Below are 24876 nucleotides of genomic sequence, written 5' to 3'. Positions count from 1 at the left end.
GGATGGTGGCTGAGGCCACGCCGAGGCTCCTGCTGTCCGGATCCGGCGTTCGCGTGCTGATCGTCGGCTCGGGCCGGCACGTCGCGGAGGCGAGGATCCGCGACGTGCCCCAGGCGGTCTCCGCCGCGACCGACCTGGCCACCACCCTGGTCGAGCACACCGATCTGGCTCCCGAGCAGCTGACGCTCCTGGTGAACCCGGACGATCCCGCCCGGCTGGCGACGGCGATCGACGCCCTGTCCCAGCAGGCCACCGACGTGTTGGTCTTCGTATATGTCGGACACGGTCTCATCGGTCCTGACAACCGCTTGTATCTCGCCACCCAGGCCACGGTGGACCTCACCCAAGGCCCGGTCAGGAACCAGGCGCTGCCGTACGCGGAAGTCGCCGACCTGCTGTCAAGGAGCAGGGCCCGGCTGAGCGTGGTGATCCTGGACTGCTGCTGGGCCGGACGCGCCACCGGCTGGCCGGACACCTATCTGCTGACCTCCACCAGCCGCGACGAGACGGCCTGGGCGCTGCCCGGGGATCGCCACACCGCTTTCACCGGCGCGCTCATCCACCTGCTCACCGAAGGCGACCCGACCGGACCGTACCTGCTCGGCCTTGACGACGTGCACCGCTGTCTCACCCGTGGCCTGCGCGAACGCGGCATGCCCGTTCCCCGCCGCCAGGCCGCCGACCACGGTGGCCGCCCGATCGTGGTCAACGCCGCGTACCGTCCCCCGGCCGGTCACCGCTTCCCGGCGGCACTGCCCGATGACGGGCAGCACAGCCCTTACCGAGGTCTGCGTGCCTACCGCGCCGAGGACACGGCCTTCTTCTTCGGCCGTGAAGCACTCACGCATACCCTCGCCGATCGGGTGACCTCCGAGCGAGGTGCACCGCTCGTCGTCACCGGTCCCTCCGGTTCAGGCAAGTCCTCCGTCCTGCAGGCCGGGCTGATCGCGGCGCTGGGCTCCGAACGTTGCCTGCTGCTCACCCCTGGCGCCGATCCCTTCGGCGGTCTTCTCCAAAGCGTGACCGACCTGACTGGAGGAAGCCGGCCCGACCCCGATCGCACGGGCGACACGACAGCTGAACGAGAGCAGCTGCTCGCGACGCCACCTGGCCCCGATCGCTTGGGGGACACGAGTGGAGGACGCCAACGGCTCATAACCCCGCCCGACCCCGATCGTTTGTGGGACGCCCTTCCTGAGGACACCGTTCTCCTCATTGACCAGTTCGAAGAGGTTTTCACCCTCTGCGAGGACGAGTCTCGCCGCGCACCGTTCATCAGGGCACTCGTCGCGATCTCCCGCAAGGTGCCCGTGGTGATCGGCGTGCGCGCCGACTTCTTCGGCCATTGCACCGCCTACCCCGGACTCGTGGACGCGCTGGAGCACGCGGCCGTCGTTCCGCCGCTGACCCGCGACCAGTTGCGCGATGTGATCGAGGAACCGGCCCGGCTGGCCGGTCTCACCCTCGATGAGGGCCTGGTGGAACAACTGCTGGACGACCTCGGCGACAGCACCGACAGCACCCCTCTGCCGCTGCTGTCCCATGCGCTGCTGGCCACCTGGCAACGCCGCGAGGACGGCGTCCTCACCCTGGCGGCCTACCGCGCGACCGGCGGAATCACCCAGGCGCTGGCCCGCACCGCCGACGAGACCCTGAACTCCCTCCACTCACCAGACCTTCTCACCACCGCACCCCGGTCATCGCAGTCGTCCGGCACCGCACCCCGGTCACCGCAGTCGTCCGGCACCGCACCCCGGTCACCGCAGTCGTCCGGCACCGCACCCCGGTCACCGCAGTCGTCCGACACCGCGCCCTCCCACAGCGCGAAGCGGCCGCCAAGCGGGCCAGAGCCTCCCGATTCCTTGGCCCGGGACACCGCGCGCCGTATGTTCCTGCGCCTCGTCCGGCTTGGCGAGGCCACCGACGACACCCGCCGAACGGTCCCCCTGCTGGAACTGCTCCCTGCGGCCGGCAGTCCGGAACATGATCAAGCCCGGGTCGTCCTCGACGCCTTCACCCGAGCCCGGCTGATCACCGTGGATCAGGATCGGGCCCACATCGTCCACGAAGCCCTCATCCGTGCCTGGCCGCAACTGCGATCCTGGATCGACGCCGACCGCGCCGACCTGCTCGTGGGCCAGCAACTCTCCGAGGACGCCGCGCGCTGGGACCGCCAGCGACGCGAGCCCGGCTATCTCTACACCGGCGCCCGGCTGGAGGCCATCGACCGGACCCGCGAGCGCTGGCGCTCCGGCCCGACCCGCCACCCCTTTCTGAACGAGGTCGTCGCCGACTTCCTGACCAGCAGTGACGCGGCCGCGAAGCGGGCCAGACGGCGCCGCCGGGTCACCCTGGTGACCCTCATCGTCCTGCTGATCGCCTCGCTGGGAGGCGCCGGGGCGGCCGTCCTCGCCGCGAACGACGCCAGGACCCAGCAGCGTCTCGCCGAGGCGCGGAGCCAGGAGGCCACGTCACGCGAGCGGGCGCTACAGAGCGAGTACATCGCGGCCGCCGATCCGGTACGGTCCGCCGCGCTGGCCGCCAACGCCTGGCGCGTCGCCCGTACGCCCGAGGCGCGCTACAGCGTGCTCGACATCCTCGCCGGCGCCGGCCGAGGCATCATCGCGGTAGGCGAGGGCTCCGCGTGGGCCGTGGCCTACAGCCCGGACGGAAAGACTCTGGCCGTCTCGGAAACCGATGGCACCATACGGCTGTGGGACGTCGCCACCCGCCGCCCCATCGGCACCCCGCTCACCGGCCACCCGGACGACGTCCGCGGCGTCGCCTTCAGCCCGGACGGGAAGACAATGGCCACCACAGCCGCCGACAAGGCCGTACGGCTGTGGGACGTCGCCACCCGTCGTCCGCTCGGCGCCCCGCTCACCGGCCACACGGACGCCATCGGTTCCGCATTCAACCCCGTCAACGGGGTGCTCTTCAGCCCCGACGGACGCACTTTGGCCACGGCGGGAAACGATGGCACCGTACGCCTGTGGGACGTCGCCACCCACCGCCCGCTCGGCGCCCCGCTCACCGGGCACAAGAACAGCGTCATCGGGCTGGCCTACAGCCCGGACGGACACACTCTCGCCAGTGCCGGATTCGAGGGAACCGTCCACCTCTGGGATGTCACCGCGCACCGCCAACTCGGCGGCCCCTTCGACGCCGCCGCCGAGTTCGCCTGGACCGTCGCCTTCAGCCCTGACGGCCGCATCCTGGCCAGCGCGGGGAGCGATGGCATCGTGCACATCTGGGACGTAGCCGCCCACCGACGTCGCGGCGAACCCCTCACCGGCCACAAAGAGCATGTTCTCCGGCTGGCATTCAGCCCGGACGGACGCGTTCTCGCCAGTGCCGGAGCCGACGGCACCGTGCGTCTGTGGAACATCGCGACGCACCGCGAAGTCGCGACCCTCACCGGACACAGGAAAGGAGTCCAGACCGTCGCCTTCAGCCCGGACGGGCGCACCTTGGCCAGTGCCGGAGACGACGGCACCGTACGCCTGTGGGACGTCGCCACCCATCGCCCGCTCGGCGCCCCGCTGACCGGGCACGGCGGCCGCGTTCTTGAGGTGGCGTTCACCCGAGACGGGCGTGGCCTCGCCAGCGCGGGAATCGACGGAAGCGTCCGCCGGTGGAACATCGCCGGCCACAGTGGCGACGCCGTTCTCCCGCCGCGTCGCGAAGGCTCGGTGAGCGCCCTTGCCCTAAGCGCCGACGCGCGTGCCCTCGCCATCGCCGACACCGATGAGAGCGTGGTGCGCCTGTGGGATCTCTCCACCGGGCAGGAGCGCGGCAATCCCTTCGCCGGGCACCAGGACACCCGCAACCCAGTGGTCGACTCCATCAACAGCGTGGCCTTCAGCCCTGATGGACGCAGTCTCGCGAGCGGGGGAGCCGACGGCACCATCCGGCTGTGGGACACCACCACCCACCGGCAGCTGGGCGACCCCCTCACCGGACACACCGCCTCCTCCAATGGATTGCCGTTCATCAGCGGCGTGACCTTCAGCCCTGACGGGGGGACCCTGGCCAGCGCCGGTGGTGACGGCACCGCACGCCTGTGGGGTGGCGTCGCGGTCCCGGCTGACAGCGATCTATCGCGACTGATCTGCCCGCTGGCCGCCCGATCCCCCTACTCCGAGGGGTATGACGAGTACACCGCTCCACCACCTGATCAAGGAAGGCGGTGCTGAGCTTCAGGCCGTTTCCGAGCGTGTCACCTCAAGCGTGCAAAGATCACCTCCGATAGATGGAGAGTGTTCTCCACCTGATTCGTCCTGGGTGGGCACGTACGCCCAAGAGACCGCCGGCTCCGCGACTGTCCAGGCCGTCCTCGTCCGGTAGACCGTCGAAGCCGATCGCCACCCAGGATGAAAAAGCCTTCCTCAGCTGGATTTTCCAGTGATCCACAACTGGTTTCCAAGTATGTCGGCGCACTCTGACGGCAGGAAATCATGTGCTTGAGACGCGATTACCACCAGAATCGCCGTTCACGGGCGCGTGCCTCTTCAACGAAGGGCAGGAAAAGAATGAGAGCTCGTCGTCTGGCCACAGTGGCGTTGATGGCAGGTGGGCTTGCCTTCGGCACCATGGCCGCCCCCGCCATGGCCGCCCCCGCCGCAACCACCTCCGCGCAGGCCGCCCCCTCATGGCACTTCGCGGATTACTACCAGTATAGAAACGATTGCAACAGAACCGGCTTCAACGCCATCACCAACGGCGGCATCGTCCAGGATTACAAATGTGAGCTCGTCGGCTCTCGCTTTGCTCTTTACCTCTTCTATTAGAATTCACTGAAAGATCCGTCCCGGGCCGGCGTGAATGTCGGCCCGGGACGAACCTTTCCGCGGATATTTTTCATCCCGGAGCGGTCTGCCGGTCGCAGGATGATCGAGAGTCCGGCGTCCCCCTGATGACATGAAGAAGCTCCTGGTAGACGGGTTGATCACCACACCGGCCACCGGGCACGCGGGTCGAGCTCTCCTCGACGGTCGTGACGCCACGCGCCAGACTCCCTTTGAGGGCCGCCATCACCTCAGACAGGGCGGTGTTCTCCGCGTCGCGGGACGCCGGAACGGCCCCTCCAGGACGGCCGCGACCTGGGAGGCAGCGGGCAGGCGTCTGGAGTCCATGCGGGTCCTGCTGCCCGGCACCGACCAAGGCATACGATCCTGGGCTTCGCGGGCGGCTACTGGCGCAAGCAATGCGACCTCCCGGCCGAGTCCCGCGCACTCCTGGCCTGCCACTGCGCGTGCTGCGCAGCCCGGGACCGGGGTCCGTCACCCTGGTCGCGACAAGTCGAAACCGGACCGATTCCTTCTCCGCCCAGGCGCCGTCATACAGCCGGTAACACCGTATGACACCTGAGACGGGAACAATCATGTCCACCACCAGCAAAACAGCGGTCACGGTGAACTCGACGGTCATCTCCCGGGACGGAACCGAGATCGCGTTCGAGCGGCTCGGTGCCGGGCCCGCGGTCATCCTGGTGTCCTCGGCGCTGGCCGACCGCTCCGACGCCGGTAAGCTCGCCGGCCTGCTCGCCCAGCACTTCACCGTGATCAACTACGACCGGCGAGGCCGGGGCGCCAGTGGCGACGCCCCAGGGTACGCGGCCGAACGCGAGGTCGAGGACATCGCGGCGTTGATCGACCATGTCGGGGGTTCGGCCTCGGTGTTCGGGAGTTCGTCGGGGGCGGTACTGGCGTTGCGTGCTGCGGCGACCGGGCTCAACATCGAGAAACTGGCACTCTACGAGCCGCCGTTCGTGATCGGCGACGACGGCTTCGGCCCACCCAAGGACTACGCCCGGCACCTCGACGCGCTGCTGGCCGCCGACCGGCGCGGCGACGCGGTCAGGTACTTCATGACCAAGGCACAGGGCATGCCCGCGTTCATGGTGACCATGATGCGGCTGATGCCGGGTGTGTGGTCGAACCTCAAGGCGCTGGCGCACACGTTGCCCTACGACGCCGCGGTGATGGGCGAGACCCAGCAGGGCAAGCCGCTGGAGGCCGGCCGATGGTCTGCCGCGACAGCGCCGTCCCTGGTGCTTACCGGCGGCAAAAGCCCGGCCGGATTCCACAACGCCGCACGAGCACTCGCCCATGTCCTGCCCGATGCCGAACACCGCACCCTGCCCGGCCTCAACCACGGCGCCGTGGTCATGGCCCCCAAAAAGCTCGCGCCCGCGCTCGTGGAATTTCTGCACGGCTGAGCCGGGCACCGATTCCTTTCCAGGCGCCGTGCCGTCACACAGACAAACCCAGCAGCATCGAAGCGGACAGGAGAGGTCCTCATGTCGAACAAGCAGGACACCGCGATGACCGAGCTAGACCGGCTCACCGGCACCTGGAAGGTGAGCGGCGAGGCCACCGGCCAGGTCACCTATTCCTGGCTGGTGGGCCGTCACTTCCTCAAGCAGGAGGTCGACCTTCAGCATGCCGGCCGGCACATCACCGGCATCGAGATCATCGGCCGGGAAAAGCCGTTCGGCGCCGAGGAACCAGGCGAGGACATCACCTCCCGGTTCTACGGCAGCCAGGGCGAGACCCTCGACTACGTCTACGAGATCAACGGTGACACGCTCACCATCTGGGGCGGCGAGAAAGGCTCACCCGCCTACTATCGCGCCCTGTTCAGCCCCGACGGCAACAGCCTGTCCGGGGACTGGATCTGGCCCGGCGGCGGCTACCACGCCGAACTGAGCCGCGTCCGATGACTGACACCACGACCACGAAGCGACTGCTGACCGCCGGTACGGTCGCGACCCCGCTGTTCTTCACTGTGGCGTTCGCCCAGGCGTTCACCCGAGACGGCTTCGATCTCTCCCGGCACATGCTCAGCCAGTTGGCGACGGGAGACCTCGGATGGCTGCAGATCGCCAACTTCGTCGTCACCGGCACGCTGTTCATCGCGGCGGCCATCGGGATGCGGCGGACACTGCGCCAGGGCCATGGGGCGAAATGGGGCCCCCGACTGATCGGAGTCTTCGGCGGTGCACTGGTCCTCGCGGGCGTCTTCGTCACCGACCCGGCGAGCGGCTACCCCGCCGGGTCAGCCGACGGAGTGATCTCCTGGCACGGCGCGCTTCACAACGTGGCCTCCATGGTGGCCGGCCTTGCCCTGCTGGCAGCGAGCCTGGTGTTCGCCCGCCGGTTCCTCGCCGGCAAGCAGAAAGGGTGGGCGATCTACAGCGTGGCCGGCGGGATCGTCTACGCCGTCCTGCCACAGACCAACCCCGGGCTGATGAGCCTGCTGTTCGCCGTCGCATCGCTGATCGGCTGGGCCTGGATCTCCATGCTTTCCCTCCACCTCGTCAACACCAGCACGGCTGAGGCGATCAAGCCCCAACTCCAGCGCGCATAACAATCATCAGTGGGGCCCGTGTCAAAGGACACGGGCCCCACTTTCCACGCTCCCGCTCCCGGAGCCGCGCGAGCCCAGGGCCGGAGCGGAGGACGCCCCACCGTGATGGATGCAGTTGTGCGAGCCCGCAGACTCAAGGGCCCCCGAGGCCGCTCCCCACGAAAGCCCGCCCGCCCAGCATCTATCCCGATGACCAGCGGCGGAGATCTGCGAGACCGGGGCGGAGGTCCGGGAGGGGTGGGAAGAGCAGGCGGTTGCCGGAGAGGGTGGGCAGGGCGAAGGCGACGGCCTTGCCGGGGGTGGCAGTGGTGAGGGTGATGGCCGGGTAGGTCTGGCAGTGGCCACCTGAGAGCTGGTGGGCCAGGAGCAGGCCACGGCCGTTCTCGGCGAGCAGCGGAAGGCCGATCTTCTTCACCGAGTGCAGCAGGTTGAGGATGAGGCGGATCTCATGCAGGTTGGGGTCACCGTCGACGATCTCGCACCAGGTGGGGATGCCGTCCAAGCTGAAGATCCGCAGCTCGTACGGCGGGCGGGCGTGCTTCTCGGCGTTGGCGGCGAGTTCGGCGACGATGAGTTCGGCGGTGTCGATGTCGTCGTCGGGCAGGCCTGCCTGCTGGAGCACCTCCCGGACGGCGGCCCGGGCACGGCGCGAGGCCGAGCCGGGCTGCAGGACCTTCACAAGCGCACGGATGTCACTCTGCCCCGCCGCGCCACCGTCCCGCCCCGTTGTCCCGGTGTCCGGCCCCACCGCTCCGGCGCCCAGCCCTGCTGCCTCGCTGTCTGGCCTTGTCATCCCGGCGCCCGGCCCCGTCACCCCCGCCTGTCGCCTCTTCATCTCGGTGTCCGGTGCCGTCGCCCTGGTGTCGTGTACTGGCGGGGTGGTGCTCTGTCCGGTTGCGTCGAGGTGTTTCCAGTTCTGGTCCGGCAGGGGCGCCGGGCTTTCGGCCGGGTGGTGTTGGGCACCTGGCGGGATGTCGTCGGCTGACCGCATGAGCACGCTCCGTTCACTGTGGGGGCTGTGCACAGCAGGAAACGTCAGGGTGATCGGAGGGGGGAACATCAGCGCCTGCCCGTTGATCACCGGCCGTTGGAGGCCGTTCCGGAGGTGGAAGGCGACTGGGCATCAGGAGGGCGTAACTGGGCGGCGGTAGGCGTTAACCGAGCGTTTCGCTGAGGGGTAGCGACCAGAGGTCTTCGAATATCACAATGAGTTGTCATTCGATTACCGAAGGAGAGTGGTCGTGGGGAAGCCACATGGTGGTAAGGGGCGTCCGGACCTGGCCAGGGCGCGTAAGCAGCGGGGAATGACTCAGGAGGAGGCGGCGGCAGCGGTCGGGGTGGCCCCGGGGACCTGGGGCCGGTGGGAGCGGAGCGAGCAGGGCATCCGTGCCTACAGCCGCAGACAGATCGCGGCCGTGTTCGAGGTGGAGGCGGTGGAGGTCGAGCAGTGGATAGAGGGGTGGTCCCACGGAGAGACATCTTCGTGGCCCGGTACGGAGTACGGCGACACGTCGACGGCGGCTACCGTGAAGTCGGCCGCACTGTTGTGGAGGTATGAGGTGGACGAGTCCCGGCGCCACGTGCTGGCCGCGTTGCCGTTCGTGCCCTCGGTGCTGGGCGGGTGGCTGTCGGCGTGGAACTACGACACTCCCCCTCGATCGGCCGCGCAGCGGGGAAGCAGGCACGCGGTGGGCATAGCCGACGTCGACCGCGTCAACGAGGCCCGCACGGTCTTCAGCCAATTGGACAACCAGTTCGGGGCGGGCCTGGTCCGCCCGACGGTGGCACGGTATCTCGACAACACAGTCGCCCCGCTGTTGCAGGGCCGCTACGACGAGCAGGTGGGGGCGGCGCTGATGTCGGCGGCGGCCGGGATGACACTGCTGGCGGGCTGGACGGCCTTCGACCTGAACCAGCAGGGTCAGGCACAGCAGCACTTCGGCCAGGCCCTGCGGCTGGCGAAGACGGGGGACGATCCACTGACCGGGGTCTGGGTGCTGGCGACGATGGCCAGGCAGGCGATTCATCTGGAGCAGGCCGCCATGGCGGTCTGGCTCGCACGAGCCGCGACCGACACCGCACGCCGTGCACAGGCGTCCCCGAACGTCATGGCGTTGATGCTGACCAGGGAGGCGTGGGCAACGGCCCTGCAAGCCAAACCAGCCGAGACCGATGACAGGCACAGCGCCAAGCAGGTCGAACGTCTGCTTGGCGAAGCGGAAAGCACCCACGCTCAAGGGAGCACCGATCGTGACCCGGCATGGATCGGCATGCATGACGAGGTAGAGCTGAATGCCCAGGCGGGCGAGTGCTGGCAGCTGCTCGGCGACTACACGCGAGCGGCGAACCATGCGGAAGCGGCCGTGACCTCGTTCAGCAAACGCCTTCCTCGATCCGCCCAGATCAACCAGATCAATGCCGCCAAGGCATACGTGAAAATGGGTGAGCTGGAGCGAGCTCTTGACACCGCCCGAGCCGCGATTCCGGCGACGAAGGCGCTGGCCTCCGCACGCTCGGTCGATCTGATCCGGCAGTTCGCCGGTCGGCTTGAGCCGTACAAGGGCAGCATGATGGTCCGCGAGTTCCGCGACCACCTCAACCACGAACTCGCCGCCTGACCCTTACCCGCCGGGCGGGGCGGCATCGAAGTCCTCTGCGGGGGGGCAGCGGTGACGACGTCCCTAGTCCGGCCGGAAGCATCAAGACTGCGAAGGGCGCCGCGTAATGCCTGACCGACGTAGCGGGATTTGCGATGATGGCCGGGCGGAAGTGTGATTCACGGAGCGCGGAAGGGGTGAGGTGATGACGTACGACCCGAAATTGGCTGCCGCGCTGTCAGGCGCCACGCTCCGCCAGCTCGCGCACTGGCGTAAGGCCGGTGTCAGACAGGGCGCGGTGCTGATACCGGAGATCTCCGGCACGCGCCCCGTCCTCTACTCCTTCCGTGATGTGGTGGCGCTGCGAACCTGCGTCAAGCTGCGTAACGACGCCTCACTACAGAAGATCAGACGGGCGCTCGACACACTCCGCGGCGATCTGAAAGAGCACGACCATCTCTCGTCCTACACGCTGGTCGCCGACGGCAGCAGCATCTACCTGGCCGAGTCGGATCAGGCGGTCGATCTGGTGCGGAGGAAGGCCAACGTGGTCATCCACGAGATGGTCGACGTCCTGCAGCCGTTCTACCGTGACGGCAGGCACATCCCGCCGTTGCTGCGACCTCGCGCGCATGTGACGGTGGATCCGGCGGTTCGCGGTGGGGTGCCCGTGATCGAGGGCACCCGCGTCCCTTATGACGAGGTCGCCGCACTGCTCAGGGACGGAGTCCTCCCGGAGCGGATCTCCGAGTACTACCCGAGCGTCACCGCCACAGCGGCCCTGGATGCCGCCGATTTCGCCGACTACGTTGACAGCTACGATCCCCCCAAGGAGCCTCGTGAGGCTGCTGCTGGATGAGAACGTGTCCCGGCCGCTCCACCAGGCCATCGCCGCTTTCGTCCTGGGGCATGAGATCGTCCACCTGCTGGATCTCGATCGTTGGTCCGGAACACGGGATGAGAACCTCTACCCCCGGGCGGTGGCCGAGGGCTTCCACGTCATCCTGACCAACGACGCTCGGCAGATGCAACGTCTCCGGGAAGTCGAGGCGATCGCCGCCTCCGGGTTGCATCGGATCGAATACCCGCACAAGCATCCTGGCCTGATCGGAATCGGTCTCGCGATCGCCACGGTCGCCGCCGGACTGCCCGCTGCCCTCGCTCTGCTCGCCGAGGCGGACGGGCAACGTCTGGTGACCTTACGCGGCATCGACCCGACCCCGGCCAGCCGCCTGCGCGTCGTCGACCCGGCCATGGTCCCGCCGAAAATACTGGCCGCCTCTGACGTAGCCCCTCTGCCGTGGAGCCCGCAAACCGATGGGCGGAAGTCACACGCACATTCGTGAACGGGTCAGGAGGAGACCTTACCTGGGTCGCGTCCACGGACGTGGTGTACGAGCATCCGAATCCGGTAAGCCGGTCACGGTGGAAAAGCGCGGCGTCGTCCGTGGGGAAAAGCGCGGCGAGGGTGGCGGAGTGGTTCAGGGCCGCTCACCGGTGTCGCGTCGTTCGGGGTCGAAGATCAAAAGCGCAGCGAGGGCGGCGGAGTGGTTCAGGGCCGCCCATCGGTACGGGTCCGCCGCGGTGCGGAAGGATTCGGGGCCGCTCCTCGCCGCTGCTCGCCGCCGCCTCGTGCGGGGCTCTCGCCGTGCGGGGTACGAAGGTCCGCGGGGTGTCCGGTCAGGGGTCGCCCCCGGCCGGGTGCGGGGACGAATCGGGCCTTCCACCACGAAAGGCGGCCCACCCGAGGGGCCGGAGTTGTGGTTTCCATGATCTGGGTGAATCCGCACGCCCCCAGCGTGCCAACTCACCCAGATCATGGAAAATCCCCGATCGTCACCGCCACGGCCCCGCCTCCACGCCCGCCATGACCCGCTTTGCCCCCTCCCGGAGCTCCACCGGCCCGCCCCCGGTCACCCACACCCGCCAACGCCCGCCACCACCCCGCACGATGCGATACCGGTGAGCGGCCCCCAACCACTCCACCACCCTCGCCGCGCTTTGACCTTCCACCCCGCACGACGCGACACCGACGAGCGGCCCCACACCACTCCACCACCCTCGCCGCGCTTTTCCCCACGTACTACGCCGCGCTTTTCAACGGCGATCAGCCAGGCGCGGCAGGTACCGATCTCAAACACTCGTACACCACCTGCGCGGACGCGATCCCTCACCTGATCGCAGACGTGCCACGAGGTTGGGCTCCTGGGATTCCAGGGCTGACCAAAGGATTCGGACAATCAGTGTCGTACCAGGTCAGCGGGGTAGAGACAGTGAATTAACCCGCGGGACGACCGTCCGGGTGGTGCCCGCGCCGCAGGCGGGGCAGCGAGAGCGGTCGTGGCCGCCGGGCCAGGCCGCCGCTGAAGCGATGGCGAAAAGTCACCAGCCAGGTGAGGAAAATCATGGGTGAAGGATACGAACACACGACTCACACCCTCGCCCGCGCGCTGGGCTGGGCCGGCCTGGGAGTGGGCGTGGCACGGCTCGCGGCGCGGTTCGCCGCGTCGGGCGCCGGTAGGCGCGCGCCCGGTGTCGAGGACTCGGCCCGGGCACGCGACGCGATGGCGCCGACGGGCGTGTGGGGTGTGTTTTACCCGGCGTCCCCGCCGGGCGGCCGCAGACCCACCTCCAGAGGAGGGACCCGTGTCGCGGGTGACATCCCGGGCCGGATCCGGCCGGGCCTGTCGACCGCCGGCCGCACCGGCCGGAGACGCGGCCGCGCCATGGCCGTGACGGCGGTCGCCGCCGGTACGGCCGCCGCCCTGTACACCGCGGTCCGCGCGAGGCGGCACCGTCAGGAAAAGTCCGAGCACGGGATGAATCTGCACGCGGCCGTCACGATCAATCGTCCCCGCGAGGAGGTGTACCGGTGCTGGCACGACTTCGAGAACCTTCCCCGCTTCATGGCGCACCTGGAGTCGGTACGGGTGATCGGTGACGGACGATCGCACTGGAAGGCGAGGGGACCCGCGAAGAAGGCCATCGAGTGGGAGGCGGTGATCGTCGAGGACCGCTCGGGCGAGTTGATCGCCTGGCGCTCCGTCGGGAAGGCTGCCGTCGCCAACAGCGGTTCCGTGCGTTTCACCGACGCGCCCGGCGAACGTGGCACGGAGGTGCGGGTGAACCTCAGATACGACCCGCCGGGCGGCAAGATCGGCACCGCCTTCGCCCGACTGCTGGGCGAGCATCCCGAACAGCAGGTACGAGACGATCTGTGCCGGTTCAAGCAGGTCCTGGAGACCGGAGAGGTGGTCCGCTCCGAGGGGATCCCGGAGGGCGCCCGCGCCCTGTGGCAAGCCACGCAACGCCCCGCTCAGCCCGCGATGTCAGGGAGCGCCTCATGAAAGCCAACTGCTGGATGGGCCGCAACACCGTCGAGGTCCAGGAGGTCCCCGATCCCAGGATCCTGAACGCTTGTGACGCCATCGTCCGGATCACCTCGACCGCGATCTGCGGCTCCGACCTGCACCTCTACGACGGCTACATCCCGACCATGGAGAAGGGCGACATCCTCGGCCACGAGTTCATGGGCGAGGTGGTGGAAGTCGGGTCCAAGGTGACGAAGCTGCGGGTCGGTGATCGCGTGGTGGTGCCCTTCCCGATCGCCTGCGGCTCCTGCGGCGCCTGCGATCACGGCATGTACTCGGTGTGTGAGAACTCCAACCCCAACGCCGGTCTGGCGGAGAAGCTCATGGGTCACACTCCCGCGGGCATCTTCGGCTACTCCCACATGCTCGGCGGCTACCCCGGAGGTCAGGCGGAGTACGCGCGAGTGCCGTTCGCCGACGTGGGGCCGATCAAGATCGAGGACGGCCTGCCGGACGAGCAGGTGCTGTTCCTGTCCGACATCCTGCCCACCGGCTGGATGGGCGCGGAGATGTGTGACATCAAGCCCGGGGACGTCATCGCCGTATGGGGGGCCGGACCTGTCGGCCAGTTCGCGGCCGCCAGCGCTTTCCTGATGGGAGCCGAACGGGTCATCTCCATCGACCGCTTCCCCTACCGGCTGGAGAGGGCCAGGCGCGCCGGCGCCGAGACGCTCAACTACGAGGAGGTCGATGTCCTCGACGCGCTGCGGGACATGACCGCCGGCCGGGGTCCGGACGCCTGCATCGACGCCGTGGGCATGGAGGCCCATCACCCCGCTGGCATCGTGCACGCCTACGACCGGGCCAGGCAGGCGACCCGGATGGAGACCGACCACCCGTACGCCCTGCGCGAGGCGATCATGTCCTGCCGCAACGGTGGAATCGTCTCCGTGATCGGCGTCTACGGCGGCCTGATCGACAAGTTCCCGATGGGCTCGCTGATGAACCGGTCACTGACGATGCGGAGCGGCCAGTGCCACGTGCAGCGCTACCTGAAACCTCTGCTGGGCAGGATCCGCAACGGCGACATCGATCCCAGCTTTGTGATCAGCCACCGCATGCGGCTGGAGGACGCCCCGCGCGCCTACGAGATGTTCAAGCACAAGCAGGACAAATGCAACAAGGTGGTCCTGACCCCGTAGCACTCCGTTCCTCCGGGTTCCTCCGGGTTCCTCCGGGTTCCTCCGGGTTCCTCCGGGTTCCTCCGGGGATGAGGTGTCGAGAGGATGCCCGCCGGTCGATGAGAAGCCTGTCACCGCCGCAGGCACTGATCGGCGAGCAGGGTGTGGGCGCGCATGTTGTGCTCCATCATCCGCAGTGCCGCGCGGGCGAGGGCGGGGCAGCTGTGGGCCACGCAGTCACGGGCCACTCGGACGGAGAACTCGCGCTGGATTCAGGGTGAGCCGGGCAGGGGCCGGAGACCGCCCAACGAACGTCCGCGCCCCGGCGGGGGCGGACGGAGTGAAAGGTCAGGTTTCGGAGGTGGATCGTCCGGTGGCGGCGCGGCGCAGGTCGAAGAGGTCCGACGGGGAGATGGGCATCCGGTCGATCCTGATCCCCTCCGCGTCCTCGATCGCCGAGGCGATCACCGCCGAGACCGGGATGACCCCCGCCTCGCCCGCTCCCTTGATGCCCAAGGGGTTGAGTGGCGACGGGGTCTCCAGGTGCGCGGTCTCGACGAAGGGCACCTCGGTGGCGTACGGCATCAGGAAGTCCATGAACGAGGCGTTCAGCAACTGGCCGTGGCCGTCGTAGACCATCTTCTCGTACAGGGCGCCGCCGACACCCTGGGCGACCCCGCCGTGGATCTGCCCCTCGACGATCATCGGATTGATCAGGTTGCCGCAGTCGTGCACCACGGCGTAGCGAAGGATGCGGATCTCCGCGGTCAGCGGGTCGGTCTCCACGATCGCCGCGTGCATGCCGGAGGCGAAGGTCGAGCGGATCGGCGAGTAGTAGTCCCGGCCCTCAAGCCCCGGCTCCTCCCCCTCGGCCACCGGTGGCCGGTCGAAGGACGAGGTGCCCGCGAACTGGGTCGCCCTGGCGGCCTCGGCGTCGAAGGCGTAGCGCAGCGGGTTGGACAGCACCGCCACGGTCGCCAGCGGGATCGCGGTGCCGGGGGCGCCGACCACCCGCACCTCCCCGTCGACGATCTCCAGGTCGCGGGGGTCGGCCTCCAGCGCCTCGGCGGCGATCCGCAGCGCCTTCTCCCTGACCTTCCTGCAGGCCAGGGCGATCGCGTTGCCGCTCATCACCGCGGCCCGCGAGGCGAAGGTGCCGACCGCGTAACCGAACCTTCGGGTGTCTCCGGTGACCACCGAGACCTGTTCCAGCGGCACGCCCAGCTCGGTGGCGGCGATCTGCGCGAACACCGTCTCGTGGCCCTGGCCCTGGGAGGTGAGCCCGGTGGAGACGTGCACCCGGCCGTCCGAGGTGACCTGGACGTGGCCGCCCTCGTACGGGCCGACGCCGGTGCCCTCGACGTAGCAGCCGATCCCGATCCCGATCGCGCGCCCCTCGGCGGCGGCACGGGCCTTCAGCGCGGGGAAGTCGTCCCAGCCGATCAGCTCCTTGAGCAGCCGCAGCGACTCGGGGTAGTCACCGCTGTCGTAGATCAGCGGGCGGCCGTCCTGGAAGATCAGGCCCTGGTCGTAGGGGAACTCGTCGGGCTGGATGAAGTTGGCCGCGCGCACCGCGGTGCGGTCGGCCCCCAGGTGCTCGGCGATGTGGTCCATGCTCCGCTCCATGCAGAAGACCGCCTGCGGGCGGCCCGCCCCCCGGTAGGGGGTGACCTGCACGGTGTTGGTGTAGATCGAGGAGAACGCGACCCGGTAGGCGCCGATCTTGTACGGGCCGAGGAGCTGGGTGGCGGTGATGATCGGCACGATGATCCCGTACGGCGTGTAGGCGCCGTGGTCGTGCAGAATCTCGACGTCCAGGCCCAGAATCCGGCCCTCGTCGTCGAAGCCGACCCGGACCGACTGCACCTGGGCGCGCTCGTGCGCGGAGGAGATGAAGTGCTCGCGCCGGTCCTCGGTCCACTTGACCTCCTGGCCGAGCCTGATCGCCGCCCACGGGACCAGGATCTCCTCCGGCCACGGGTGCACGATCTTCACCCCGAAACCGCCGCCCACGTCCGGGGCGACGACCTCGACCTTGGGCAGCGGCAGGCCGAGCTTGGCCGCGATGGCCATCCGGACGCTGGTGGAGGTCTGGGTGCTGGAGTGGACGCGCAGCGAGTGGTCGTCGGCGTCCCAGCGGGCGTGCACGCCGCGCCCCTCCAGCGGCATGGACGCGCTGCGCTCGATGTCGAGCCGGAAGGCCAGCGTGTGCGGCGCGGCGTCGATGGCCTCGCGTGCGCCGAGCCCGGCTGCCGAGGGCACCTCCTGGATCAGGTGCGCGCCGACGTTGCCCGGCACGTCGGCGTGCACGAGCTGGGCGGACTGCGCGGCCTCCTCCACCCCGACCACCGGTTTGAGGATCTCGTAGTCGACCTCGATGAGCGCACAGGCGTCCTCGGCGAGGTAGCGGTCGCGGGCGACGACCATCACGACGGGCTCGCCGACGTGCCTGACGATCTCGCGGGCCAGCGGGTACGCGGTGCGGCCGTGGGTCAGCGCCGGATGCGGGATGAGCAGCGGCAGCGGCTCGGCGAGCGCGCCGGGCAGGTCCTCCCAGGTGTAGATCGCCACCAGCCCGTCGACCTCGATGGCGGCCGAGACGTCGATGTCGCGGATCCGGGCGTGGGCGTGCGGGGAGCGGACGAACGCCGCCTGCAGCGCCCCCGCTCCCAGGTCGTCGAGGTAGAGGCCACGCCCGGTCAGCAGCCGGGGGTCCTCGCGTCGCCTGACCGGTTCGCCGAACAGTTTCGTGGTCATGATCGCCTCACCGGGACGCGTCTCCTGCCTCGCCCGCCCGAGGATCCTCCGGAACCGCCCGAGGATCCTCCGGAACCGCCCGGAAAGTCCTCGCGCTCCGAGAGTCTCCCGCCCCCGTTCGGGGCGTCCACGCGCCCGCTCAAGACTCCTCCGCCATGATCTCGGCCGCGCGGTGGACGGACTTGACGATGTTCTGATAGCCCGTGCACCGGCACAGGTTGCCGGAGATGCCCTCCAGCACCTCCTCGTCGCTCGGCGCCGGATTGTCCCGCAGCAGCGCGGTCACCGTGCACAGGAAGCCGGGCGTGCAGAAGCCGCACTGCAGGCCGTGGCACTCGGCGAAGGCCCGCTGCACCGGCGAGAGCGTGCCGTCCTGGCCGGCGAGCCCTTCCACGGTGGTGATGTCGCGCCCGTCCACGGTGACCGCGAACGTCAGGCAGGAGCGGACGGGCTCGCCGTCCAGCAGCACCGTGCAGCATCCGCAGACCCCGTGCTCGCACCCGACGTGCGTGCCGGTCAGGCCGAGGTCGTGCCGCAGGCAGTCGGACAGCAGCCGCCGCGCCGGGACCGCGGCCTGCCTGACCACCCCGTTGACGGTCAGCGTGATCTCATGCATCTACGGCCTCCCTGGCGGCGTCACGGAGTGCCTGCTCGGTGAGGACTCCGGCGAGGTGCCGCCGGTAGGCGACGGTCGCGTGGATGTCGGCCTCCGGCTCGATCCGGTCCGCTACGGCGCGGGCCGCCGAGGCCCAGTCCGCCGAGTCCGGCGGCCGGTGGCCGACGGCGTCGGTGACGTCTACGAGCACCGGGACGGGGCCGAGGCTCACGCACGCCACCGTCGCCGAGGTGATCCTCAGGTCGTCGTCCAGCGCGACCAGCGCCGCGATCCCGGCCAGGGCGTAGTCGCCGTGCCGCCGGGCGACCTCGCGGAACGCGGTGCCCGAGCGCGGGGGCGGGGCGGGGAAGAACGCGGAGACGGCCAGCTCTCCCGCCTCCATCGCCGACTCCAGGGGGCCGGTGAAGAAGTCCTCGGCGGCCACGTCCCTGACGGCTCCCGGCCGGGCCAGCCGTACCGAGCCTCTCAGCAGGGTGAGGACGGCCGGCAGTTCGGCGGCGGGGTCGGCGTGGGCCAGGCTGCCGACCACGGTGCCCCGGTTGCGGATCACCGGGTGGGCCACCAGCCGGAGGGCCTGGCGTAGCAGCGGCTGGGCCGCGGCGACCTCCTCGGAGCGTTCCACCTGGGCGTGCCTGGCCAGGGCGCCGACCCGCACGCCACCCGGCTCGACGTCGACGGCCGCCAGTTCGGCCAGCCGGTTGATGTCGACCAGGTGCGCGGGGGCGGCCAGCCGCATGTTCAGCAGCGGGATCAGGCTCTGCCCCCCGGCGAGCACCTTGCCGTGCTCCCCGGCCCCGGCGAGGGCGTCGAGCGCCTCGCCGAGGGAGCGGGGGGCGTGGTATTCGAAGGGGGGTGGTTTCACCCGGTGGCCTCTCGTCGCAGCTCGGACACCTCTGCCGGACCGGCGCCGCCACCTGTGTCGCCCCGTCCGGAGATGGCCCGGAGCAGGTGGTAACCCACCACCACCACGATGGTGCCGAGGGCGATGCCCTCCAGCGTGAAGTCTGAGCTGATCATATGCTTGACCGGGCCGATGGCGAGGATGATTCCCGCCCCGATCGGGACGAGGTTGACCGGGTCCGCGAAGTCGACCCGGTTCTCGATCCAGATCTTCGCGCCGAGCAGGCCGATCATGCCGTACAGGATGACGGTGATGCCGCCGAGCACGCCGCCCGGCGTGGCCGCGACCAGCGCGCCGAACTTCGGGCAGAGTCCGAAGAGGATCGCGATGACGGCGGCGATGTAGTAGGCGGCCGTCGAGTAGACGCGGGTGGCGGCCATGACGCCGATGTTCTCGGCGTAGGTGGTGGTCGGGGAGCCGCCGAAGGTGCTGGCGACGACGGTGGCGGCGCCGTCGGCGATGACCGCCCGGCCCATGTAGGGGTCGACGTCGGTCTTGGTCATCTCGCCGACGGCCTTGACGTGGCCGACGTTCTCGGCGACCAGCGCGATCACGGCGGGCAGGACCAGCAGCACGGCGGAGAACTTGAAGTCCGGGAAGTGCATGCTCGGCAGGCCGATCCAGTCGGCCGACGCCACCGCGTCGAAGCTCACCCTCGGGTGCGTGTCGATCGCGCCGGTGCCCGCGTTGAAGGCGGTGATGTTGCCGAAGATCTTGTCGGCCGCCCAGGAGAGGACGAAGCCGATGATCAGGCCGAGCAGGATGGCGATCCTGCCGATGAAACCCTTGAAGAGCACGATGAGGACGAAGGTGACGGTCATCGTGATCAGGGCCATCCACTGGTCCTGCGGCCAGTAGATGTCGGCGACGACGTACGCCAGGCCGAAGCCGATCAGCATGACGACGGCGCCGGTGACGACCGGCGGGAAGACCCGGTTGATGACCTGCACGCCGAGGAAGTGGACGGCCACGCCCACGAGCGCGAGTACCAGTCCGGCGACGAGGATGGCGCCGGTGACGATCGCGTCGGTGGCGGGCGTGTCACCGCCCATGAGCGCCCGGATGGCGAGCACGCCTCCCACGAACGACGCGCTGGTCCCGAGGTAGCTGGGGACCTTCCCCTTCACGATGAGCAGGAACATGATCGTTCCGACGCCGGAGAACATGATGGCGACGTTGGGGTCGAGCCCCATCACCAGCGGGAAGACGAAGGTCGCGCCGAACATCGCGACGACGTGCTGCGCCCCGAACCCGACCATGCGCGGCCAGGACAGCCGCTCGTCGGGTCTGACCACTTCCCCCGGGGCGAGTGTCCGGCCGTCGCCGTGTTTCGTCCAACCTGCAGCCATCGAGCCCCACCTTTCACCGGGCCGTCGGTCGGTGGCCACCCCGCGGGCATCCCTCCGGCGAGTCCCTTACTACCGTTGCGGGCACATTAGGACTGAGTCCATGCGCGGACATCGTCATGATCTGCCAAATCTGAGCAGCCGACCAGTGAATGCCTCGCGCACCACCAGCGAGAACGCCCGGTGAAGGACACGCGGGACGGCGAAAGATATAGGTATGTGACGTAGCCGGCAGCGCGGACGGACCGTCACGGCCCGGAAGAGCGGCCGGAGGCGGACGGACCGCCGGAGAGCCGGGCGGGGCCGGTGACGGGATCAGGCTCCGGCGGCGACCACCTGGATCTCGAAGCCGTCGCCGGTCACCACCTGGCCGCTGCGGATCTTGCAGGTCTTGCGGAGCTCGACCTCACCGTCCACCAGCACGTTGCCGTCGGCGATGAAGTGCTTGGCCTGGCCGCCCGTCTCGGTGACGCCACAGTACTTGAGCAGGTCACAGAGCGGGATGTAGTCGGTTTCCAGCTCGAAGGTCTCGTTCACGCCGAACAGCTTAGATCCCGAACAGCTTGGATCCCGAACAGCTTGAATCCCGTGCGCTCCCAGAACGCGGGCGCTCCCAGAACGCGGGCGCTCCCAGAACGCGGGCGCTCCCAGAACGCGGGCGCTCCTTCGGACGTCGCCCCCGCGCACGTCCAGGATGCGGAGCACCGGTCGCAGACACCAGGACGCGGAGCACCGGCCTCAGATACCTCTCATCCGCAGGACGTGCAGGGCCAGGGTGAGGTTCAGGCGCAGGTGAGCGTCCTCGGTGAAGCCGCCGAGCATGCGTTCCAGCTTGCCGATCCGGTAGCGCAGCGTGTTGTAGTGGAAGTGCAGCCTGCGTGCCGTCTCCGCCACGTTGAGGTTGGTCTCCAGCAGCACCTGCAGGGTGCGGCGCAGGTCGGCGTTCTCGGCGTCGTCGTCGGAGGCGAGCGGGCCGAGGGTCTCACGGACGAAGGAGTGCAGCTCGGCGGTGTCGTTGACCAGGGACAGCAGCCGGTAGACGCCGAGCTGGTCGAAGTGCGCGACCGCGCCGGGGCCGTGGAGCTGGCGGCCCACCCGTGCGGCCTTCAGCGCCTGGCCGTACGCCTCGGGCAGCGCCTCGGCCCCGACGGCGGTGCGGCTGGCACCGGTGGAGAAGGTGGCGGGCAGGGACTCGGCGAAGACCGCGGCGGCGTCCTTGGCCAGGCGGTCCGCGTCGACCGCCGCGTCCACGATGGTGACGACCTCGTGGGAGAAGCCCGCCACCGCGCCGCGCGTGTCGTGGCGGCGCATCGCACCGGTCCAGCAGGTGACCAACCGGTCCTGGGCGACGCGCTCGTCGCCCTCCGGGTCGAGCTCGGCCACCAGCACGGTGACCGGGCGCTGCAGGTCCCAGCCGAAGGCCCTGGCCCTGGAGGAGACCCGCTCGGAGCCTCCCGCCCTGCCGGTGAGCACGTCGCGCAGGAAGTCGGCACGGTACTTGCTCTCGACGGCGTTGACCGCCTCCTGCCGGGTCACCACCAGCGCGGCGACCGTGGCGGCACGTTCCAGAATGCCGACATCGCTGTCACCGATCGACCCGACGGGGCCGCAGGCGACGATCCTGCCGTGGTGGTGCCCGCCCGCCACCACCGGCACCGAGGTGTGGCGGGAGTCGGGGGCGCCGCGCAGCTCGGCCACGTGCTCGGCGGGCCCGGCCGCGGCCAGCACGTGGCCCGTCCCGTCCAGCACGGCCACGCCCACGTCCAGCAGCCCCGCGACCTCGGCCGTCACCTCGCGCAGCCCTCCCCCGGCGAGCACGACCTGGACCAGCGCCCGGTGCGCCTCCTCCGCCCTGGCCAGCACGACGGCCTGGCGATTGAGGATGTCGGTCAGCACCTGGTTGAGGATGTCGTCGAAACCGACGTTGTCGGGGAGCTGGATCAGTGGGAAACCCAGCCGGTCGGCCTGCTCCACCATCTCCTCCGGCAGCTCGTCGAGGTAGCGGCCGAGCTTGACGGCCAGCGCGGCCAGACCGCGCTCGTCGAGGTCGGCCACCAGCCTGCCGAGCGACTGGGGGGTGTTGCGCAGCGGGTAGCCGGTGGTGAGCAGCAGCTCGTGCGGTTTGACCCAGGCCAGGACGTCGGGGACTTCCATCACGTTGAGCCGCTGCACCACGCGGTCCAGGCCCCGCTCTCCCGCGATCAGCCGGGCTCCCGCCAGCGTCGAGACGCCGAGGACCTCGCCGACGGCGACGCCGTGAATGATCGTTCCGGTACTCGCCGGCCGTACGGGAGGTTCCATGAGGTGATTGTGACCGATAGACCTGTCTGTCAGGAAGAGCCAACCTTTGAGCTGACTGTTGGCAGCTTTATCCGTACGGCCTGCGTCCACGCCCGTTCTACCGTACGGCTCAATGGATGGGGGAGTCCGTGAGCGAGCGAACCGCTGGAGAGAGCACCTTCACACCCACGGGGCCTGCCGAGGAGCGTTCATGAGCGTTGGAACGCGCCCGAAGGCGCGACACGTGCACGTGCGGACACACGGGACCGGCGCGGCCAGCACGACCCTGCGCGGGGTGCTGGAGGCGCCCCGCCGTCCGGCGCGGGTGCTGGCGGCCTTCCCCGCCGGCGTCTACCTTGAGGTACGCACCGAACTGGAACCGCAGGTCATCGCAGTGGTGACCGGGCAGGCCACCCGCCTGCCCAACGCCATGGTGGTCACCGACCCGATGCCTCAGGTCTCGGTGGGTGACGAGGCGTGCGTCGGCGACGGCTCGATCGACATCGGGCGGCTCCGCCTGCGAGCCCACCGCTGGTGGAACCCGGCTCCGCCGCTCGGTGCCGTGAGGGTGGCGGAGCTGGTCCGCTCGCTGCCCGAGATGGCCGGGCTGTGCGAGCGGTCGCAGAGGCGGTCGGGACTGGAGGGCAACGGTGCCGCCAACCTGCTGGCCCAGGGGTGCGCCGAGGGCTCGCTGCTGAAAAGCGTCGTGGCCGCCGAGCAACTGGTCGGTCTGGGCCCGGGGCTCACGCCGAGCGGCGACGACGTGCTCGCGGGACTACTGGTCGCGCTGCGCCACCTGGGCGGCGCGACGGGGGCGGGCCGTGCCGTCTGGCTGGCCGACTGGCTGGCCGCCGCCGTCACCTTCGACGTGCGCGGCAGGACCACCCCCATCTCGGCCGCGCTGCTGCACTGTGCCGCCAGGGGCGAGGCCAGCGGCGAGGTCCTGGCGGTGCTGCGGGGCCTTTCCGGGCGGCAGTCCCTGGAGCCGGCGCTACGCCGCCTGCTCCAGCTGGGTCACACCTCGGGGGCCGACCTGGCGTGGGGGCTGCGCATCGGGCTCGCGGCAGTCATCGATCTGGAAGGCAGGGGCAATTGAGCACTGATGTGGTCCGGGTGCGCACGGGCGTCTACCACGACTCCGTGAGCCTGATGCGGGTCAGCCGGACGGCGAGCGCGCTTTCCGGCGTGGAGGTCGCGGTGGTGGCGATGGCCACGGAACTCAACCTCGGGATCGCCGCCGAGCTGGGTTTCGACCTCCCCAAGGCAGGTCCCGCCGATCTGCTGATCGCGCTGCGCGGCGGCGAGGCGGACGCTCTGGAGGCCGCCCTCGCCCAGCTGGACGGGCTGCTGGCGGGACTCTCCACGCCGCCCGCGAGCGGCGCCACCGTCGAGCACCCCCCGCGCACGGTCCGTACCGCGGCCCGCGAGCGCGCCGCCACGCTGGCCCTGGTCTCGGTACCCGGGCCGTACGCGTTCGCCGAGGCGCTGGACGCGGTCGAGGCCGGCCTGTCTGTAATGATCTTCAGCGACAACGTGCCGGTCAAGCAGGAGGTACTGCTCAAGCGACGCGCCGCCGAGCTCGGCGTGCTGGTCATGGGTCCCGACTGCGGCACCGCTGTGATCGGCGGAGCCGGTCTCGGGTTCGCGAACGTCCTGCGGCCGGGCCCGGTCGGTCTGGTGGCCGCCTCGGGGACCGGCGCCCAGCAGGTGACCTGCCTGCTGGACCTCGCGGGAGTGGGGGTCTCCCATGTGCTGGGCGTGGGCGGCCGTGACCTGTCCTCGGACGTGGGCGGGCTGTCCACCCTGCGCGCCCTTGAGGCCCTCGACGCCGACCCCGCGACCGAGCTGATCATCCTCGTCTCCAAGCCTCCCGCCCCGGAAATCGCGCGGGCCGTCGCCGAGACCGTCGCGAAGCTCGGTACGCCGGTCGTGACCGCCCTGCTCGGCCCCGGCCAGGACGACCTGACCTCGGCTACCGAGACCGCCCTGCGCGCCCTCGGCGCCCCGATCCCCGCCTGGCCGTCCTGGGCCGCCCCCGGCACGGCGCGGGAGCACACGGAGACGACCGGTACGGGAGCCGGGGGGAGTCTGCGCGGGATCTACTCGGGCGGGACGCTCTGCGTGGAGGCTCGGCTGATCACCGGGACCGGGGAGTTCACCGACTTCGGCGACGACGCCTACACGGTCGGCCGGGCCCACCCGATGATCGACCCGACGCTCCGTCTGGAGGCCCTGGCCGAGGTGCCGCCGGGCGAGGTCGTCCTGCTCGACGTGGTCCTCGGCCACGGCGCGGACCCCGATCCCGCCGCGACGCTCGCGCCCGCGATCGCCGGGGCCGTCGCGAGAGGGGTCACGGTGATCGTCGCGCTGATCGGCTCCGGGGGCGACCCGCAGGGACTGAACACGCAGGCCGAGGCCCTCAACGCGGCGGGGGCCACGGTGTTCACCTCCAACGCCCGGGCCGCGGGACACGCCGCGAAGGTCGCCGCCGGGACCGCTCGTTGACCACCGCCGGA

19 protein-coding genes are annotated in these 24876 nt (G+C 69.9%); 12 read left to right on the top strand and 7 right to left on the bottom strand.

Annotation, left to right across the window (positions count from 1 at the left end):
* The first annotated feature begins 2 nt into the window (after positions 1–2).
* The 5 genes from OIE13_RS06715 to OIE13_RS06695 all read left to right on the top strand — a co-directional run bounded on the left by OIE13_RS06715 (position 3) and on the right by OIE13_RS06695 (position 7371).
* A complete protein-coding gene (locus OIE13_RS06715; RefSeq protein ID WP_326829744.1) occupies positions 3–4196 on the top strand; it encodes a caspase, EACC1-associated type in 4194 nt (1397 codons plus the stop codon).
* A gap of 369 nt (positions 4197–4565) precedes the next feature.
* Positions 4566–4790, top strand: coding sequence for a hypothetical protein (locus OIE13_RS06710; RefSeq protein ID WP_326829743.1), 225 nt, complete (start codon positions 4566–4568; stop codon positions 4788–4790).
* A gap of 593 nt (positions 4791–5383) precedes the next feature.
* Positions 5384–6220 carry an alpha/beta fold hydrolase gene (locus OIE13_RS06705; RefSeq protein ID WP_326641960.1) on the top strand — a complete coding sequence of 279 codons (837 nt, stop codon included), beginning with the start codon at positions 5384–5386 and terminating at the stop codon, positions 6218–6220.
* Between the two features lie 81 nt (positions 6221–6301).
* Positions 6302–6724, top strand: a complete 423-nt coding sequence (locus OIE13_RS06700) for a hypothetical protein (protein ID WP_326641962.1) — start codon at positions 6302–6304, stop codon at positions 6722–6724.
* Positions 6721–7371, top strand: a complete 651-nt coding sequence (locus tag OIE13_RS06695; protein ID WP_326641964.1) for a DUF998 domain-containing protein — start codon at positions 6721–6723, stop codon at positions 7369–7371. Before OIE13_RS06700 ends, OIE13_RS06695 begins: the two co-directional genes overlap by 4 nt.
* A gap of 181 nt (positions 7372–7552) precedes the next feature.
* On the opposite strand, the gene OIE13_RS06690 is transcribed toward OIE13_RS06695, so the two are convergent.
* Positions 7553–8362, bottom strand: coding sequence for an ATP-binding protein (locus OIE13_RS06690; protein WP_326641966.1), 810 nt, complete (start codon positions 8360–8362; stop codon positions 7553–7555).
* 250 nt (positions 8363–8612) lie between these two features.
* Between OIE13_RS06690 and OIE13_RS06685 the strand changes: the two genes are divergently transcribed.
* The 5 genes from OIE13_RS06685 to OIE13_RS06665 all read left to right on the top strand — a co-directional run bounded on the left by OIE13_RS06685 (position 8613) and on the right by OIE13_RS06665 (position 14481).
* Positions 8613–9989 (top strand): helix-turn-helix domain-containing protein, encoded by a 1377-nt coding sequence (locus OIE13_RS06685; RefSeq protein ID WP_326641968.1) that lies wholly within the window; start codon positions 8613–8615, stop codon positions 9987–9989.
* Positions 9990–10173: 184 nt separating this feature from the next.
* Positions 10174–10827: a DUF433 domain-containing protein gene (locus tag OIE13_RS06680; protein ID WP_326641970.1), complete on the top strand. Its 654-nt coding sequence runs from the start codon at positions 10174–10176 to the stop codon at positions 10825–10827.
* Positions 10808–11314 carry a DUF5615 family PIN-like protein gene (locus OIE13_RS06675; protein ID WP_326641972.1) on the top strand — a complete coding sequence of 169 codons (507 nt, stop codon included), beginning with the start codon at positions 10808–10810 and terminating at the stop codon, positions 11312–11314. The genes OIE13_RS06680 and OIE13_RS06675 overlap by 20 nt, the downstream gene beginning before the upstream one ends.
* A 1059-nt stretch (positions 11315–12373) precedes the next feature.
* On the top strand, positions 12374–13315 hold the full coding sequence (locus OIE13_RS06670) for an SRPBCC family protein (RefSeq protein ID WP_326641974.1): 942 nt from the start codon (positions 12374–12376) through the stop codon (positions 13313–13315).
* A complete protein-coding gene (locus OIE13_RS06665; RefSeq protein ID WP_326641976.1) occupies positions 13312–14481 on the top strand; it encodes a zinc-dependent alcohol dehydrogenase in 1170 nt (389 codons plus the stop codon). Before OIE13_RS06670 ends, OIE13_RS06665 begins: the two co-directional genes overlap by 4 nt.
* 327 nt (positions 14482–14808) lie before the next feature.
* On the opposite strand, the gene cutA is transcribed toward OIE13_RS06665, so the two are convergent.
* From cutA to OIE13_RS06635, 6 genes are all read right to left on the bottom strand, one after another.
* Positions 14809–17217: an aerobic carbon-monoxide dehydrogenase large subunit gene (gene cutA, locus OIE13_RS06660; protein WP_326641978.1), complete on the bottom strand. Its 2409-nt coding sequence runs from the start codon at positions 17215–17217 to the stop codon at positions 14809–14811.
* Positions 17218–17356: 139 nt separating this feature from the next.
* The gene (locus OIE13_RS06655) at positions 17357–17833 is read right to left on the bottom strand and encodes a (2Fe-2S)-binding protein (protein ID WP_326641979.1); all 477 of its coding nucleotides are present in this window, start codon (positions 17831–17833) and stop codon (positions 17357–17359) included.
* Positions 17826–18695: an FAD binding domain-containing protein gene (locus tag OIE13_RS06650; protein WP_326641981.1), complete on the bottom strand. Its 870-nt coding sequence runs from the start codon at positions 18693–18695 to the stop codon at positions 17826–17828. The genes OIE13_RS06655 and OIE13_RS06650 overlap by 8 nt, the downstream gene beginning before the upstream one ends.
* The gene (locus OIE13_RS06645; protein WP_326641983.1) at positions 18692–20083 is read right to left on the bottom strand and encodes a uracil-xanthine permease family protein; all 1392 of its coding nucleotides are present in this window, start codon (positions 20081–20083) and stop codon (positions 18692–18694) included. Before OIE13_RS06645 ends, OIE13_RS06650 begins: the two co-directional genes overlap by 4 nt.
* A gap of 312 nt (positions 20084–20395) precedes the next feature.
* Positions 20396–20617, bottom strand: a complete 222-nt coding sequence (locus OIE13_RS06640) for an RNA-binding S4 domain-containing protein (RefSeq protein ID WP_326641985.1) — start codon at positions 20615–20617, stop codon at positions 20396–20398.
* A gap of 201 nt (positions 20618–20818) precedes the next feature.
* A complete protein-coding gene (locus OIE13_RS06635) occupies positions 20819–22381 on the bottom strand; it encodes a PucR family transcriptional regulator (RefSeq protein ID WP_326641988.1) in 1563 nt (520 codons plus the stop codon).
* A 190-nt stretch (positions 22382–22571) separates the two neighbouring features.
* Here OIE13_RS06635 and OIE13_RS06630 point away from each other — a divergent pair, with 190 nt between their 5' ends.
* Positions 22572–23456, top strand: a complete 885-nt coding sequence (locus tag OIE13_RS06630) for a DUF2877 domain-containing protein (RefSeq protein WP_326641990.1) — start codon at positions 22572–22574, stop codon at positions 23454–23456.
* Positions 23453–24865, top strand: coding sequence for an FdrA family protein (locus tag OIE13_RS06625; RefSeq protein WP_326829742.1), 1413 nt, complete (start codon positions 23453–23455; stop codon positions 24863–24865). Before OIE13_RS06630 ends, OIE13_RS06625 begins: the two co-directional genes overlap by 4 nt.
* Positions 24866–24876: the final 11 nt, after the last annotated feature.

The organism is Streptosporangium sp. NBC_01810, from assembly GCF_035917355.1.
Lineage (GTDB): Bacteria > Actinomycetota > Actinomycetes > Streptosporangiales > Streptosporangiaceae > Streptosporangium.
Note: the sequence above shows the minus strand (reverse complement) of the source record. Positions and strands in the feature narration are given on the sequence as shown.

Bases quoted from the DNA above. Each gene is read 5' to 3' on its own strand.
- OIE13_RS06715 (WP_326829744.1), top strand. From the start codon at position 3: ATGGTGGCTGAGGCCACGCCGAGGCTCCTGCTGTCCGGATCCGGCGTT.
- OIE13_RS06710 (WP_326829743.1), top strand. From the start codon at position 4,566: ATGGCAGGTGGGCTTGCCTTCGGCACCATGGCCGCCCCCGCCATGGCC.
- OIE13_RS06705 (WP_326641960.1), top strand. From the start codon at position 5,384: ATGTCCACCACCAGCAAAACAGCGGTCACGGTGAACTCGACGGTCATC.
- OIE13_RS06700 (WP_326641962.1), top strand. From the start codon at position 6,302: ATGTCGAACAAGCAGGACACCGCGATGACCGAGCTAGACCGGCTCACC.
- OIE13_RS06695 (WP_326641964.1), top strand. From the start codon at position 6,721: ATGACTGACACCACGACCACGAAGCGACTGCTGACCGCCGGTACGGTC.
- OIE13_RS06690 (WP_326641966.1), bottom strand. From the start codon at position 8,362: ATGCGGTCAGCCGACGACATCCCGCCAGGTGCCCAACACCACCCGGCC.
- OIE13_RS06680 (WP_326641970.1), top strand. From the start codon at position 10,174: ATGACGTACGACCCGAAATTGGCTGCCGCGCTGTCAGGCGCCACGCTC.
- OIE13_RS06670 (WP_326641974.1), top strand. From the start codon at position 12,374: ATGGGTGAAGGATACGAACACACGACTCACACCCTCGCCCGCGCGCTG.
- OIE13_RS06665 (WP_326641976.1), top strand. From the start codon at position 13,312: ATGAAAGCCAACTGCTGGATGGGCCGCAACACCGTCGAGGTCCAGGAG.
- cutA (WP_326641978.1), bottom strand. From the start codon at position 17,217: ATGACCACGAAACTGTTCGGCGAACCGGTCAGGCGACGCGAGGACCCC.
- OIE13_RS06655 (WP_326641979.1), bottom strand. From the start codon at position 17,833: ATGCATGAGATCACGCTGACCGTCAACGGGGTGGTCAGGCAGGCCGCG.
- OIE13_RS06645 (WP_326641983.1), bottom strand. From the start codon at position 20,083: ATGGCTGCAGGTTGGACGAAACACGGCGACGGCCGGACACTCGCCCCG.
- OIE13_RS06635 (WP_326641988.1), bottom strand. From the start codon at position 22,381: ATGGAACCTCCCGTACGGCCGGCGAGTACCGGAACGATCATTCACGGC.
- OIE13_RS06630 (WP_326641990.1), top strand. From the start codon at position 22,572: ATGAGCGTTGGAACGCGCCCGAAGGCGCGACACGTGCACGTGCGGACA.